Consider the following 14612-nt stretch of genomic DNA (forward strand, 5'->3'; position numbering starts at 1 on the left):
ATGAACGGCATCGATTTTTCTACTGGCCTTGGCGGCACCATCGCCTGGCCCTGGCCGATTGCGGTTTACCTGTTCTTCGCCGGTATCTCTGGCGGTGCGCTGACCGTCGCCATGCTGATGCGCATCTACAAGCAACAAACCGAGAATACCCCGCTGCTGAAAGCGGCCGGTGTGGTGTCCGTTGTGACCATCATGCTGGGTATGCTCTGTCTGGTGCTTGACCTGACTAACCCGTTGTTCTTCTGGAAGATCCTGGTCTTCTATAACTTCAACTCGGTGATGTCACTGGGCGTAATCGTTCTGTGTCTGTACATCCCGCTGACCATGGTGATTGCCGCCTTTGCTCTGCGTGATGAACTGGCCAAGATCCCCCAGATCAGCTTCCTGGTGCCGTGGATCGACCGTTTCGTTGGCCTGCGCCGTCCCTGTGAGTGGGTGGGTTTGGTCAGTGCGGTGGCGGTGTGTGCCTACACCGGCTTCCTGATCTCCGCTCTGGTGCGCTTCCCGATCATCAACTCCTCCATCCTGCCGGCGCTGTTCGTGGTGTCCGGTCTGTCCGCCGGTACTGCGGTGGCCAAAGCGGTGGCGGTGAAGTTCTTCGGTGAAGACCTGCACAGCAAAGAGATGCACCTGCTGCACGGTGCCGAGTGGCCGATTATGGCGGTCGAGGCGATGTTCATCTTCATGCTGTTCTCCGGCCTTATCTTCGGTGACGCTGCCGGCAATGCGGCCATGGCCGCGTTCTCTGAAGGTGTCTGGGGTGCCCTGTTCTGGGGTGGTGTGGTTGGTTTGGGCTTTATCCTGCCGCTGGCGTTTAACTTCGCCTTCGGTCACAAGTTTGCCCACTCTGGTCGCGCCTTTTACATGACCTGCTTTAGTGTGGTCAGCGGCATGATGTGTCTGCGTCTGTTCCTGCTGATGGGCGGTCAAATCTACGGCATGTAAGCCGTTTCGCCGGGGGCGTTTGCCCCCGGCACAGTTGTTCTGGAGTTTTGTGATGCGCAATATTTCTGTTCTTTTTGCCGGCCTGTTGCTGGCAGCCTGTTCCCAACCTCAAGCCCAGGTTCAAAGCCAGATTGAAGCCCACGTCGAGCAGCAGGACCGCTGCCATCTGTGTGGCATGGTGCTGGTGCGTTACCCCGGCCCGAAAGGCGTAGCCAGCCTGACCAGCGAACAGCAGCTGAAGTTCTGCTCCACCCGTGACCTGTTCGAGTTTGTACTGCAGCCGGACAAAGGCCGTCAGGTGGTTCAGGCCCTGGTACACGACATGGGCGGTAATGACTGGCACCACCCGAACGACCAGTTTGTGCTGGCTCAGGATGCCTGGTTTGTCTACGGCTCTGACCGTCCGGCCGCCATGGGTCCGGCTCTGGCCAGTTTCGCCGACGAGCAGGCCGCACAAGCCTTCGCTGACGAGTTTGGCGGTCGCCTGTTCCGTTTCGACGAGATCTCGCTGGAGCTGCTCAACGCCCACAAAGGTGGCGAGCACGGTGGCCATAAGGGTCACTGATGATGCGTAACCTGGCACTGCGCCTGATGGCCATCGGCCTGTTGGGCGCGTTGTTCCCCGCCCAGGCAAAAGTGGTGACGGTGGCCGACTCGGCCACCTTGACCGCCGCGCTCGCTTCGGCCGAAGCGGGTGACACCATTGAATTGGCACCGGGCCACTATCCCGGCAAGTTCACCATCAGCACGGCCCTGACACTGGCCGGCCAGAGCGGCGCCCACCTGGAAGGGCAGGGCAGCTCAGTGCTTATTGTTAATGCCTCCGACGTGACCGTACGCGGCCTCTACATCACTGGCTACGGTCAGGCGCTGTTTGGTAAAACCGCCGGCATCCAGGTGATGCCCGGGCAGCGCAACCTGGTGATTGAAAACAATCGCCTGTCCGGCCAGGGCTTCGGAGTGCGGGTCGATAACTCCCGCCATATCACCGTCCGCCATAACCGCATCGAAGGCGACCCCAGTTTATCAATGGTGCTGCGCGGAGACGGCATCCACTTCCACGAGGTGGAGGAGGGCTCCGTGAACGGCAACCACATCACCGAGGTTCGCGATGGCGTTTACCTCGAGTCCTCAAAATCGATTCGGGTCTGGGACAACATCATGGGGCTGCAACAGTACCCGTTGCACCTGATGTATTCCGAGCAGATCACCGCCTGGCAGAACGAAGCCAAAACCGTGCTGGGCGGCTGGGCCTTGATGGACTCCAAGCAGGTTGAACTGCACGACAACTGGGTCGAAGACGCCCGCGAATTTGGCATCCTGCTCAATATGACGTTCGGTGCCCGCATCTGGGGGAACTGGGTTGCCAATGTGCGCAACCCCGACAGCCAGGACCTGTTTGATGGCGAGGGCAAAGGATTGTTTATCTATGGCGCCGCCGATAATGAGATCTTTCGCAACCATTTTAAAGACAGCGAAATTGGCATCATGATGGCGCTGGGTGGCGAAGATAACCGACTGTATAGTAACGCCTTTATCAATAACCAGGTGCAGGTTAAGTACGTCGGCGAAAACACCGTGGCGTGGAACCACTGCGGCATGGGCAACTACTGGAGCGGTTACAACGGCTGGGATCTGGATAACAACGGCATCGGTGACCTGCCGTTTGTCCCCAACGACGACCTTGACCGCCTGTTCTGGGTTTACCCGGAAGCCCGATTCCTGCTCGACAGCCCGGTCGTGCAGGTGATCCGTTACCTGATCCGGCAAAGCGGCGACCGCCCCGGTGGGGTGGTGGACCTGCACCCGATGATGACGCCGCCGACCGGCGACCTGATCGAACTTTACGAGAATACGCTATGAACGACGCCGCGATTCATGCCCGCGATCTGCGCAAATCCTATCGCAGCCACCAGGCGCTGAAAGGCGTCAGTTTCGACCTGGAACCGGGCCAGATGATGGCGCTGCTGGGACACAACGGGGCGGGTAAGACCACCCTGATGAAACTGATCCTGGGTCTTATCCAGCCGGACACCGGCACCCTGTCGGTGTTGGGGGGTGTGCCATCAGACCCGCGCCAGCGCCAACAGTTGGCGATTGGTTACCTGCCGGAGCAGGTAAGCCTCTACCCACAGCTGACCGGCGAGGAGCTGCTCACTTACTTCGCAGACCTGCGTGGCGTCAGTCGTTCCCGGGTCGGCGAGTTGCTGGCCGAACTGGACCTTGCCCCCTTTGCCTGCCGCCCGGTGGGCCAGTACTCAAAAGGGATGCGCCAACGTTTGGGCCTGGCCCAGGCGCTGCTGGGTGAGCCGCGCCTGCTGTTGATGGATGAGCCTACGGTGGGTCTTGACCCCAACTCCTCGGCCTACCTCTACCACTGCCTCAATCAGCAGGTGGCACGGGGTTGCGCCGTGGTGGTGTGTACCCATGAGCTGACCCTGATTGAGCCCCATTTCCACCACGCCCTGATCATGGCGCAGGGTCAGGTGATGGCTGCCGGTGATTTGGCGACGCTGCGCACCGCCGCGGGTCTGAAAACCCGCATTGCACTGGCAGACCCCAGTGACCGCATCAGCCGGGATAACCAGCTGGCGCCGTTGTGGGATGAAGCCAGCCAGAGCCTGTGGGTCAGCCCCGAACACAAAGCGCGCACCATCGCGCGGCTGACCGGCATCCACGGCTTACTGGATTTTACGGTGACGGCCCCAAGCCTGCCGGACGTCTACCACCACCATCAATCCCGCTTAGGAGCGGCGTTATGAACCCGACTCTGGTGATCGCCCGCAAGGCGTTCCTCGATGGCCTGCGTAACCGTTGGCTGCTGAGCCTGAGCATCAGCTTTTTTGCCCTCTCTCTGGTGCTGGCGCTGTTTGGCTCCGCCGCCAGTGGCACCCTGACCCTGGGGCGCTGGCAGGACAGCCTGTCCGCCCTGGCCACCCTGGCGGCGGTGTTGATCCCGCTGATCGCCATCCAGCTCTCCTACGACAGCTTCGTCGGCGAGCGTGAGGATGGCACCCTGCTGCTGATGCTGTCTTACCCGCTGAACCGTCGACAGATCCTGCTGGGTAAGTTCCTCGGGCAGGGCAGCATTCTGGCGCTGACCGCGCTGATCGGTTTCGGCCTGACCGGTCTTATCGTGTTCGCTTTCTCCGCCGAGCGGGATGGCCTGCTGCTGGGCTACCTGGGCTTTATCCTGTCTGCCGTGTTGTTGGGCTGGATCTTTATCGCCCTGGGCTACCTGGTGAGCCTGAATGCCCCCAGCAAGGGCCGAGCGGCAGCCAAACTGTTTGCCCTCTGGTTCTTCTTCGTGCTGCTCTATGATCTGGTGCTGCTGGGTTTGCTGGTGGGCCAATGGGGCGGCGTCTGGGTGCGGGGCCTGATCCTGTTGAATCCGGTGGACCTGTTCCGGCTGACTAACCTGATTGCGGTGGAGCACGAGTCGGTATCGGGCGTGATGTCGCTGTTCCGTGATGCGGCTCTGGGACCGGCGGTGATGGTCGGCGCCATGGTGGCGTGGCTGGTGCTGCTTTTGTGGCGTTGCCAGCATCGACTTGCTCGTTTAACGCTCTAAAGTGACGGGGATCCCGAAACAAATCACCACTCGGGACCCCCTCGAACTTTAACAAGGTGAGCTTGGTCATATCCGGTAATAGCGCTCTGCTCTAAGATAAATACCAATTTGAAATGGAAGCGAGGTGGCCTTTGAGCAAAACCCTTCTTATCTACGCCAGCCAGTTTGGCCAAACCCACAAGATCTGCCAGCGCATTGCCGAGCACCTGCAAAGCCAGGGAGAGACCGTGGAGATGAAACCCCTGGCCGAGGCGCCTCAATCCCTGGATGGATACGGCAAGGTGTTGCTGGCCTGCAGCATTTACCACGGTAAGTACCGGCCGGAGTTGTACCAGTACATCACCGATCACCAGGCGGAGCTGGACGCCATCCCCAATGCGTTTTTCTCGGTCAATCTGGTGGCTCGCAAACCCCATAAGAACGCCCCGGACACCAATCCTTACGTCAAACAGTTTCTGCAGAAAACCCCTTGGCAGCCCAAGCTGTTGGGCGTTTTCGGCGGCGTGATCCATTACCAGCGTTACAACTGGTTTGACCGCAACATCATCCGCTTCATCATGTGGCTGACCAAAGGCCCCACCGACCCGAACAGCCATATCGAATACACCCAGTGGGAACGGGTTGACCAGTTCGCCACCGAATTCGCCGGATTGCGCCCATGAGTAAACTTGAGCCCTGGCTCCATCGCTTTGTCATTGTGGGTGTGGTGTGGTTGTTTGCCACCGCCGACTGGGTGCGGATGGCGAATCGCATCCCGCCATCGGCATCGATGTGGGATTGGGCTCATATCGTCGTGGGGATTCTGACGACGGTACTGGGTGTGTGGTTTCTGCGTCATTGTTGTCGCCATGGTCAATGGCGGCAGTACTTCCCGCTGCTGGTGGGAGACGTAAAGCCGATATTCGCGGACATCACCGGCTTGTTTAAAGGTCGTCTGCCCCGGGCTGGAGGCAGTGGGTTGTTGGCCTTTATTGAAGGGCTCGGCCTGCTGCTTTTGGTGGCGGTGGGCATCACCGGCATCGGTTGGTTGTTGACTCAGGGCAGCAGCGACGCCTTCTTCTGGCGCAAGCAGCACCTGTTTGCCGCCAGTGGGTTGCTGGGCTTTGTGGTGGTGCACGCACTGGCCGGATTGATCTCCGTGGTGGATCTTATCCGCGACGCCTGACCAACCTTTGCGCTTCCTTGTTAACGCCGGGCTATTGCCCGGCGTTGTTGTTGTAAAAACGAAAGAAATTCAATGTCCCGCCATTGCCGCGGCGTCACGTTCCGCTCTAGACTCCCCGTGATCGAAGTCAAACGAGAAGGACGATATGCGATTTCAAGCTCTGTTGTTAACTGCCGCCCTCGGATTGGGTGGCTGTTTTGGAGCGCCAGCGCCGCAACCTGAAGGCGTGGTTGACCTGCAGCAAACCATGAAAGCGATGGGCCGGGAGTGGAAAGCGATCAGCCAGAGCGATGATCCTGCCACCATCGCCAATCACCTGGCTCAAATCCATCAGCTTTCCAGCGATGCCAGCCGCGCCATGGTGCGTAAGGGTGAGCAGGCGGACTATGAGGATTCCATGGCCAAATTCCAGGTCGCACTGGAAACCGTGCAGGGCAGCATTGCCGCCGGTGAGTTCGACGATCTTGAACCGCTACTGGCGGATCTTGATGCGCTGCGCAAGGAGTACCACAAACGCTTTAAGCCCTGATTTTGTGGGAAACTTCACCTGCCAGTGGCCATCTGGTCACGCCTGGGCAGACAATGTGTTAGAGTCTGGACACTGACCAACAGCGGCCGCCAATGGGCCACAAAGGGATAAAGACCGTGTCAAAAATTGTACTGATCGTCATCGTGCTGGCTCTGGTGGGCCTGTTCCTGCAACGCTCCATCGCCAATAAGAAGGTGGCTTCTGAGAACGTTGGCATCGGTGCCAGTTTCCTGGCCGAAAACGGGGCCAAGGAAGGGGTGGAGACCACCGCCTCCGGCCTGCAATACCAGGTGCTGGAGAAAGGCGAAGGCAATGTGCATCCGGGGCCGACGGACAAGGTTAAGGTGCATTACCACGGTACCCTGATTGACGGCACCGTATTTGACAGCTCAGTGCAGCGTGGCGAGCCGATCAGCTTTGGTCTGAACCAGGTGATCAAGGGCTGGACCGAAGGCCTGCAACTGATGGTGGTGGGCGACAAATACCGCCTGTTTATCCCGGCGGATCTGGCTTACGGCAACCGTGGCGTAGGCAGCATCCCGGCAGGGTCGGTACTGATTTTTGATGTGGAGTTGCTGGGCATTAACCCGTAACTCCGGTGTTATCGAGAGAGGGGGGCGTTTGCCCCCCTTTTTGATCTGGCCTAAGGCACCGCGAGCGGCCTATGCCTCGTTATGCTCCGGCGGACTGCGACAGCGGACATGAATCGGGTTGCCGCTTACGTTCCAGATACGAATTGCCCCTTGGCAAGGGTTGGCGTTTTGCTTCACTGCGTTACTATGAAATTGACCCTGCAACAGGGTCTCCATAGCAAAGTCGTTAAAGTCAGTCGTACCAAACTGCGTAGCCGTATACAGCAGTAGTTAGGTAGTAACGTTGTGAGGGAGGGTCAGCTGTTCCCCCCTTCAGTGTTAAACCCCAACCCTCCTAGTCAAAGAGCCAAGGGCCACCACATTTGGTGTCCCTTTTTTTTTTGCCTTTTTTTGACCTTAGCTTCGTCGGGTCAGGCTCCATTGCTGCGTTATCGGAGGAATGTGGAGTGAAATGTCGAAGGAATAACAGACACGGTGGTCGGGATGCGGGAGCATGGGAGACGAAGCAGGCATCAACGTAACGGAGTACGTCATGATTCAGGTTACCTATTCTCAGGCCGGGCGACAGCGGCGTAAAACCTATCAAACGGAGCGGGCGGCCAAGCGCAGTATTCGCCGTTGGCTGGAGCAGGGTGGGGAGGAGGAGGCCCGGCACGCCATTTTGTATGTTGCTGGCAGTGAAACCCGGATGTTTCGGAATGCCGATGAACTGGAGCCCGCATTGTCGACCTCTCCGGGTGACTTTTACCGGAGTCAGGCTTGGCTGACATTGCGGGCCCAGGCGTTCATCCACTTCGGCAATCACTGCGCCTGTTGTGGAGCGAAAGCCGGCCCGGATGTGGCACTACAGGTTGATCACATTAAGCCTCGCTCCCTATACCCGGAGTTAGCGCTGGAGCTCGATAATCTTCAAATTCTCTGCCGGGATTGCAACCTGGGTAAATCCAATCGATTTACCACTCAGTGGCGCTGACAGCAGCGAAAAATGCCATTGTCACATGTGGTAATTTGCCACAGAACGTTGGCGGGCGGTTGCTGACCGCGTAAGTCCGTCTGCTCCGGGTTAACGGTCCTTGTCAGTGACAGAAAAAAAAGCCACCGCAGTTGCGGTGGCTTTCTTGTTGGAAGAGCGCCGTTACTTCAGGTCGAAGCGGTCAGCGTTCATCACCTTAACCCAAGCGTTGACGAAGTCCTGGACGAACTTCTGCTGGTTGTCGTCCTGAGCATACACCTCGGCGTAGGCGCGCAGGATGGAGTTGGAACCAAACACCAGATCGGCGCGGGTGGCGGTCCACTTCACGTCACCGGACTGGCGCTCACACAGGTGGTACAGGTTTTTGCCTGCCGGTTTCCACTGGTAGTTCATGTCAGTCAGGTTGACGAAGAAGTCGTTGCTCAGCACGCCTTCGCGGTCGGTAAAGACGCCGTGCTTAGTGCCACCGTGGTTGGTGCCCAGTACCCGCATACCGCCGATCAGTACGGTCATCTCCGGTGCGGTCAGGCCCATCAGTTGGGCGCGGTCCAGCAGCATCTCTTCCGGAGTCACCACGTAGTCGCCTTTTACCCAGTTGCGGAAACCGTCATGCAGCGGTTCCAGCACCTCAAAGGACTCAACGTCGGTCATGTCGGCGCTGGCATCGCCACGACCCGGTGCGAAGGGCACGGTGATGTCGACGCCGGCGTTCTTGGCGGCTTGCTCGACGGCGGCGCTGCCGCCCAACACGATCAGGTCCGCCAAACTGACAGGTTTGCTCAGTCCGGACTGGATCTGTTCCAGCACACTCAGCACCTTTTGCAGGCGCTCCGGCTCGTTGCCAACCCAGTCCTTCTGCGGCGCCAGACGAATGCGGGCACCATTGGCGCCGCCACGGTGGTCGGAGCCACGGTAGGTGCGGGCGCTGTCCCAGGCGGTGGTGATCAGTTCCGCCGGAGTCAGGCCGCTGGCCAGCAGGGTGGCTTTGAGTTCGGCGATCTCGGCGTCGCTCAGGGTGTAATCCACCGCCGGCACCGGGTCCTGCCAGATCAGGTCTTCCGCCGGTACGTCTGCACCCAGATAGCGGCTCTTCGGCCCCAGATCACGGTGAGTCAGCTTAAACCAGGCGCGGGCAAAGGTTTCGGAGAAGTAGGCGGGGTCCGCGTAGAAGCGCTCGGCGATCTTGCGGTACTCCGGGTCCATCTTCATCGCCATGTCGGCATCGGTCATGATCGGGTTCAGACGGATGGAGGGGTCCTCCACGTCCACCGGCTTGTCTTCCTCTTTGATGTCGATGGGTTCCCACTGCCAGGCGCCGGCCGGGCTCTTTTTCAGCTCCCAGTCGTAGTTCAGCAGCAGGTGGAAGTAGCCGTTGTCCCATTGGGTCGGGTTGGTGGTCCAGGCCCCCTCGATGCCGCTGGTCACGGTATCACGGCCAACGCCACGGCCGGTTTTGTTGTTCCAGCCCAGGCCCTGTTCTTCCAGCTCCGCCGCTTCGGGTTCCGGCCCCAGGTTTTCAGCGCGGCCGTTACCGTGGCATTTGCCCACAGTGTGACCACCGGCGGTCAGTGCCACGGTCTCTTCGTCGTTCATCGCCATGCGGGCGAAGGTGACACGCACATCGTGAGCGGTTTTGAGCGGGTCCGGATTGCCATCCACCCCTTCCGGGTTTACGTAGATGAGGCCCATCATTACGGCGGCCAACGGGTTGGCCAGATCGCGTTCGCCGGAGTAGCGGCTGTTGGGGTTGTCGGACGGCGCCAACCACTCCCGCTCAGAGCCCCAGTAGGTGTCTTTTTCCGGATGCCAGATGTCTTCACGGCCACCAGCAAAGCCAAAGGTTTTCAGGCCCATTGACTCATAAGCCATGTTTCCTGCCAGGATCATCAGGTCAGCCCAGGACAGGGCGTTGCCGTATTTGCGCTTAATTGGCCACAGCAGGCGGCGGGCTTTGTCCAGGTTGGCGTTGTCAGGCCAGGAGTTGATCGGCGCGAAGCGCTGGTTGCCAGTGCCAGCGCCACCGCGGCCATCGGCGGTGCGGTAGGTGCCAGCGGAGTGCCAGGCCATGCGGATCATCAGGCCACCGTAATGCCCCCAGTCGGCTGGCCACCAATCCTGGCTGTCGGTCATCAGCGCTTTCAAGTCGGCTTTGACCGCTTCCAGATCCAGTTGTTTAAACGCTTCGGCGTAGTTGAAGTCGGCACCCAACGGATTGGACTTGCTGTCGTGCTGATGCAGGATGTCGAGGTTCAGCGCCTTGGGCCACCACTCCATGGTGGACTGCTCAGTGGCGGTGTTGGCGCCGTGCATAAACGGGCACCCGCCCTGGGGTTTGTCCTGACTCATGTAATCACTCCTTCAATACCAAAAACGCCGCTCGGCCTGCCAGGTGGATGTGTGGCAACAGTGAGCCAAAACGGCAAATGCCATAGGTCGGAACTAAACGTAGCAGAGGGAAATTTTTAACAAGCCTGCTTTAGATCAAAAAAGACAGACATCTGGGACGACGCTCATCCATTCGCCTGCGGCGTGAGCTGAAACCGCTTCGTTTGCCGCCAGATGCGGGTGGGGCAGGCCAAAAAATGGCGCCAAAATGAGAGGTGGTGCGACTGGGGTGGCCGGTGGGTGTGATGGGGCGCCCAATTTGCGGGCGGTGGAGGCCAAGTGGTTCGGTGAGTGGTTGGACCGAGCAAAATTGAAGGCATGGGATGGATGGGCTAAGGTGGGCGCTGGCGTCAAAGTGGATCAGGTAAGTGATGGAAAATGTTCAGAAAGTGATGACGTTTCTGCTGGAGAATAAGCTGCTTCTCAGCGCGTTGTTGGTGTTCTTTATCCTGTTAATCAGGCGCTTAGTCCTGTCCCGCATCCGCGGTGATGCCATGTTTCTGTCGGAGGACCAGCGTAAGTGGATCTCCCTGACCAAGAATGGCGCTTTCTCGATTCTGGTGCTGTCCATCTTCCTGGTGTGGAAGTCGGAAATCAGCGAGTTTGCCCTGTCGGTGACCGCGATTGCGGTGGCGGTGGTGGTGGCCTCAAAGGAGATCATCCTCTGTTTTACCGGCTCCATTCAGCGGGCCAGTTCGCGCTCATTCCGCATCGGTGACTGGATTGAGGTGGGCAAGATCAGCGGTGAGGTGATTGAGCACAACCTGATGGCCACGGTGATTCAGGAGATCGACCTCTACCACGGCCAATACCACTTCACCGGTAAAACCATCACCCTGCCCAACAGCATGTTCTTTACCTACCCGGTCAAGAATCTGAATTTTATGAAGCGGTACGTCTATCACAGCTTCTCCATCATTGTGCCGGGCTTTAATAACCTGTACCCGCTGTTGCCGGATCTTATCCAGAAGATTGAGCATCACTGCGAAGAGTTTATTGATGTGGCACGGCGCTACAACGGGGTGATTGAGAAACATGCGGGGGTCGACCTGCCGGGACCGGATCCCCATATCCACATCAACAGTGGCGCGACCGGCGAACAGATTGTCCACGTGATGTTGTTTTGCCCGACTGAGCAGGCCACCCACCTAGAGCAGCAGATTCGTTCCGACTTTATGGACGCCTACCACAGCGCCTATCCGGACAAAGCCTCCGCCGCCTGATAAGCCAAACAAGGCCAGCAATGGCGGGGCAGAGCATGGAAGCCCCGACTCCGTGTCCGGAGCCATCGTTTCCCTTCTGAATAAAAACGGCCCCGTTCGGGGCCGTTCTGGTTTTAGCTGGGGATGTCCGGGTCCGATGCGATGTCATCGGTGTAGCCTTTGGGCGGTGGGCTCCAGGCCCGGTCTGTGCTGTCGTGGCCATCATGGCGGTTGCGGCCCACCCGGCTGCTGGCCTCCTGCACCATAGCGATAAAGGTGGCCCGGTAGGCGGCATTGGAGAAGAAATCATTGTCCTTCTGCCAGTGGGTGTAGAGCTCGTCCAGGGTGGATTTCTCGTACTGGCGGAATTGGCGGATCCGCTGTTCGGCGGTGAAGGGGTGTTCGCCCAATCCGACCAACGCCTCTCTGGCCAGCAGCAGCGCGCCCTCGAAGTATTCGCGGGTAATGAAGTCGGCCCCCGCCTGGCGCAACCGATAGAAGTGGCCACGGTCATAGGCCCGGGCCAGCACTTTGACTCTGGGGAAATGGCGCTTGGCCAACTCGACCAGTTCGCTGGCCTGTTCGGGGTTGTCGATGGCCACCACCAGCAGGTTGGCTTCACTGATGCCGGCACTCAGCAGCAGGTCAACTCGGGTGGCATCACCATAGTAGGCACGGATATTCACCTGGCGCATCGCTTCAATCTGGGTGGGCGAGAGGTCCAGCACCACCGGGTTCACCTCGTTGGCCACCAGCATTCGGCTCACCACCTGTCCAAAGCGACCCATGCCCGCGATGATCACCTTACCCGGAGCATCAATCTCATCGGCTTCGCGGGACTCGGAGCGGCTGAAACGGGGTTGGATAACCCGCTCATAGAGGATAAACAGCAGGGGGGTCAGCAGCATCGACAGCGCCACCACCAGAGAGAGAATCGGCACCAGATCCGGCGGCAACACCGCGTTCTGGCTGGAGAACGCCAACAGGACAAAACCAAACTCACCGGCCTGGGCCAGCGACAGGCTGAACAGCCAGCGGTCACCGAGGCGGATCTTAAACAGGTAACTCAGGGCCAGCAGCACCAGCGCTTTAAGCAGCATGACGCCGAGGGTCAGCCCCATAACCAGGGCAAAATCACCAAACAGCACACCAAAGTCGATGCCGGCACCGACGGTGATAAAGAACAGCCCAAGCAACAGGCCCTTAAAGGGCTCAATGTCCGATTCCAGCTCGTGGCGGAACTCGCTGGTGGCCAGCACGACGCCGGCGAGGAAGGTGCCCAGGGCGGGGGAGAGGCCCACCATCGACATCAGGGCGGCGATGCCAATCACCAGCATCAGCGCCGCGGCGGTAAAGATCTCCCGCAGACGGGCTTCCGCAATCATGCGGAACAGCGGCCGGGTCAGGTAGTGTCCGCCCAGCACCACGGCGGCAATGGCACCGGCCACCACCAGCGCGTGGGCCCAGCCCGGTAATCCGGCCACCAGGCTCATCTCCTCGTGATGTTCTGCCGCGGCGGCGCCGACGGGCTCAAATTCCGGCAGGGCCAACAGCGGGATCAGGGCCAGCATCGGGATCACCGCGATGTCCTGGAACAGCAATACCGAGAAACCTGCACGGCCCCCCTCGGTTTTGGTTAACCCTTTTTCATTGAGGGTTTGCAAAACGATGGCGGTGGAGGAGAGGGCGAAGATCAGACCGATGGTGAGGGCGACCGACCAGCGCAGCTCAAACAACAGGCCAAGGCCAAAGATGGCCGCGGTGGTAATCCCCACCTGCAGGCCACCGAGCCCCAGCAGTTTGCCGCGCATCTTCCACAGCATCTTGGGTTCCAGTTCCAAACCCACCAGAAACAGCATCATCACCACACCAAATTCGGCGAAGTGCTGCAGGGTGGCGGCTTCGGAGCCCACCAGACCCATCAGCGGGCCCAATACCACCCCGGCGATCAGATACCCCAGCACCGAGCCCAGGCCAAAGCGGTTGGCCAGGGGCACGGCAATCACCGCCGCAACCAGGTAGATAAAGGCGTAGAGCAGGATTCCGGTCATGACTGCGCCTCCAGGATGGCGTTCAGAGACGGGGCGGTGGCGGCGTCGCTCAGGTCGATCCGATCTTCACTGAGCCGGGTCAGCAGTTCCACAAAGCGTTCCCGGTGCGGCGCCAGTCGTTTCTCCTCCACCGCGGTGCGGGCGCCGTAGATGGCAAATGGTGGCAGGTAGTTCATATGGCAGAGATTGGCGGTCATCTCCAGGGGACGCAGCAACTCCCGCAGGCTGTAGCGGTTGTATCCCTCCGCACCGTAGGCGTGTTCCTGCCCACCGGCACTGACCGAGGCGAACAGATATTTGCCTTTGAGTGCCAGCCCTTTGTGGCCGTATGCGAAGTTGTACTCCAGCACCAGGTCCATCCACTCTTTGAGGATGGCGGGGGTGGAGTACCAGTAAAGCGGGTGCAGGAACACGATCACATCGTGCTGCAGCAGGCGCTCCTGTTCACGGGCGATGTTGATCTCCAGCGTCGGGTACTCGGCGTAGAGATCGACCAGAGTCACGTTAGGGAGATCTTTGACCGCCCGCGCCAGGCGGACGGTGATTTCGGAGTGCTGTTGTGCCGGATGAGCAAACAACACCAGGATGTTACGTGGGGCAGGCGTTTCCATAACGGCGATATCGTTCCTGATTGAAACAGGGAGGCCAGACAGTGCAGTCGCAAGTCATTAAAACTTAACTGCTTTGCGGCAAACATCCTTTGATTCTAGTCACAAACCGCCGGGTCGGAGCATTAACCGGCCTGTTGTTGCCAGTAAGCGAGTCTGGCGTTGGGGTCGGTCATCAGCGACTGGCACGGTCCCTTGTACTGCGACATCAGCGGTCCCAGAGAGCGTTGGTCCGGCATCGCAGCCCGCATCTCGGATTGGGCCGCCATGATGCGCTGGTTAACACTGGCGGCGTCAGCCTGTTCGTTGGCCAGATTACGGGCTTGCTCCGCAGAGGTGGCCAGGCGTCCGGCTACTGCCGCCATCTGCGGCACATCCATGCCAGAGAGGATCTGGGCGCTGAGATCGTAGTAGGCCGCGCACTGGATGGCTTCATTGAGCCAGCGTGCTTCGCCACTGTTGTTGGCGGCCTGCTCACCGGCAGGGCTGGGGTTCATGGAGCGCATAACCACAAAGCTGATCGCCAGAGCAGCAATGATAGTGACAAGAGTTAACAGGGTTGCTTTAGACATAGGGCCTTCCAGGGCGTG

General features: G+C 59.4%; 15 protein-coding genes. 11 read left to right on the forward strand and 4 right to left on the reverse strand.

Annotation, left to right across the window (positions count from 1 at the left end):
* From nrfD to FBAL_RS20530, 10 genes are all read left to right on the forward strand, one after another.
* Positions 1 to 945, forward strand: coding sequence for an NrfD/PsrC family molybdoenzyme membrane anchor subunit (gene nrfD / locus FBAL_RS08500; protein WP_013345189.1), 945 nt, complete (start codon positions 1 to 3; stop codon positions 943 to 945).
* A 52-nt stretch (positions 946 to 997) separates the two neighbouring features.
* Positions 998 to 1510, forward strand: coding sequence for a nitrous oxide reductase accessory protein NosL (locus tag FBAL_RS08505; protein ID WP_013345190.1), 513 nt, complete (start codon positions 998 to 1000; stop codon positions 1508 to 1510).
* Complete coding sequence (nosD, locus tag FBAL_RS08510; protein ID WP_013345191.1) at positions 1510 to 2808, forward strand: nitrous oxide reductase family maturation protein NosD; 1299 nt, start codon at positions 1510 to 1512, stop codon at positions 2806 to 2808. The genes FBAL_RS08505 and nosD overlap by 1 nt, the downstream gene beginning before the upstream one ends.
* Positions 2805 to 3707 (forward strand): ABC transporter ATP-binding protein, encoded by a 903-nt coding sequence (locus tag FBAL_RS08515; RefSeq protein WP_013345192.1) that lies wholly within the window; start codon positions 2805 to 2807, stop codon positions 3705 to 3707. Before nosD ends, FBAL_RS08515 begins: the two co-directional genes overlap by 4 nt.
* On the forward strand, positions 3704 to 4516 hold the full coding sequence (locus FBAL_RS08520) for an ABC transporter permease (RefSeq protein ID WP_013345193.1): 813 nt from the start codon (positions 3704 to 3706) through the stop codon (positions 4514 to 4516). The genes FBAL_RS08515 and FBAL_RS08520 overlap by 4 nt, the downstream gene beginning before the upstream one ends.
* Before the next feature lie 131 nt (positions 4517 to 4647).
* The gene (hemG, locus tag FBAL_RS08525; RefSeq protein WP_013345194.1) at positions 4648 to 5178 is read left to right on the forward strand and encodes a menaquinone-dependent protoporphyrinogen IX dehydrogenase; all 531 of its coding nucleotides are present in this window, start codon (positions 4648 to 4650) and stop codon (positions 5176 to 5178) included.
* Positions 5175 to 5681 (forward strand): cytochrome b/b6 domain-containing protein, encoded by a 507-nt coding sequence (locus FBAL_RS08530; protein ID WP_013345195.1) that lies wholly within the window; start codon positions 5175 to 5177, stop codon positions 5679 to 5681. The genes hemG and FBAL_RS08530 overlap by 4 nt, the downstream gene beginning before the upstream one ends.
* A 145-nt stretch (positions 5682 to 5826) precedes the next feature.
* Positions 5827 to 6210 carry a cytochrome b562 gene (locus FBAL_RS08535; RefSeq protein WP_013345196.1) on the forward strand — a complete coding sequence of 128 codons (384 nt, stop codon included), beginning with the start codon at positions 5827 to 5829 and terminating at the stop codon, positions 6208 to 6210.
* Positions 6211 to 6302: 92 nt separating this feature from the next.
* On the forward strand, positions 6303 to 6803 hold the full coding sequence (bamJ, locus tag FBAL_RS08540; protein WP_013345197.1) for a BamJ family beta-barrel-assembly machinery protein: 501 nt from the start codon (positions 6303 to 6305) through the stop codon (positions 6801 to 6803).
* 532 nt (positions 6804 to 7335) lie between these two features.
* Positions 7336 to 7776: an HNH endonuclease gene (locus FBAL_RS20530; RefSeq protein WP_216086813.1), complete on the forward strand. Its 441-nt coding sequence runs from the start codon at positions 7336 to 7338 to the stop codon at positions 7774 to 7776.
* Positions 7777 to 7938: 162 nt separating this feature from the next.
* Here FBAL_RS20530 and katG read toward each other — a convergent pair whose 3' ends face one another.
* Entirely contained in the window at positions 7939 to 10122 is a 2184-nt protein-coding gene (katG, locus tag FBAL_RS08550) for a catalase/peroxidase HPI (RefSeq protein ID WP_013345199.1), read from the reverse strand.
* Between the two features lie 410 nt (positions 10123 to 10532).
* Here katG and FBAL_RS08555 point away from each other — a divergent pair, with 410 nt between their 5' ends.
* Complete coding sequence (locus FBAL_RS08555; protein WP_013345200.1) at positions 10533 to 11384, forward strand: mechanosensitive ion channel family protein; 852 nt, start codon at positions 10533 to 10535, stop codon at positions 11382 to 11384.
* Positions 11385 to 11497: 113 nt separating this feature from the next.
* Here the strand turns inward: FBAL_RS08555 and FBAL_RS08560 are convergent, their stop codons facing one another.
* The 3 genes from FBAL_RS08560 to FBAL_RS08570 all read right to left on the reverse strand — a co-directional run bounded on the left by FBAL_RS08560 (position 11498) and on the right by FBAL_RS08570 (position 14594).
* Entirely contained in the window at positions 11498 to 13414 is a 1917-nt protein-coding gene (locus FBAL_RS08560; RefSeq protein WP_013345201.1) for a monovalent cation:proton antiporter-2 (CPA2) family protein, read from the reverse strand.
* On the reverse strand, positions 13411 to 14025 hold the full coding sequence (locus FBAL_RS08565) for an NAD(P)H-dependent oxidoreductase (protein WP_013345202.1): 615 nt from the start codon (positions 14023 to 14025) through the stop codon (positions 13411 to 13413). Before FBAL_RS08565 ends, FBAL_RS08560 begins: the two co-directional genes overlap by 4 nt.
* Positions 14026 to 14147: 122 nt before the next feature.
* Positions 14148 to 14594: a hypothetical protein gene (locus tag FBAL_RS08570; protein WP_013345203.1), complete on the reverse strand. Its 447-nt coding sequence runs from the start codon at positions 14592 to 14594 to the stop codon at positions 14148 to 14150.
* Between the last annotated feature and the right edge of the window lie 18 nt (positions 14595 to 14612).

The organism is Ferrimonas balearica DSM 9799, assembly GCF_000148645.1.
Classification (GTDB): domain Bacteria; phylum Pseudomonadota; class Gammaproteobacteria; order Enterobacterales; family Shewanellaceae; genus Ferrimonas; species Ferrimonas balearica.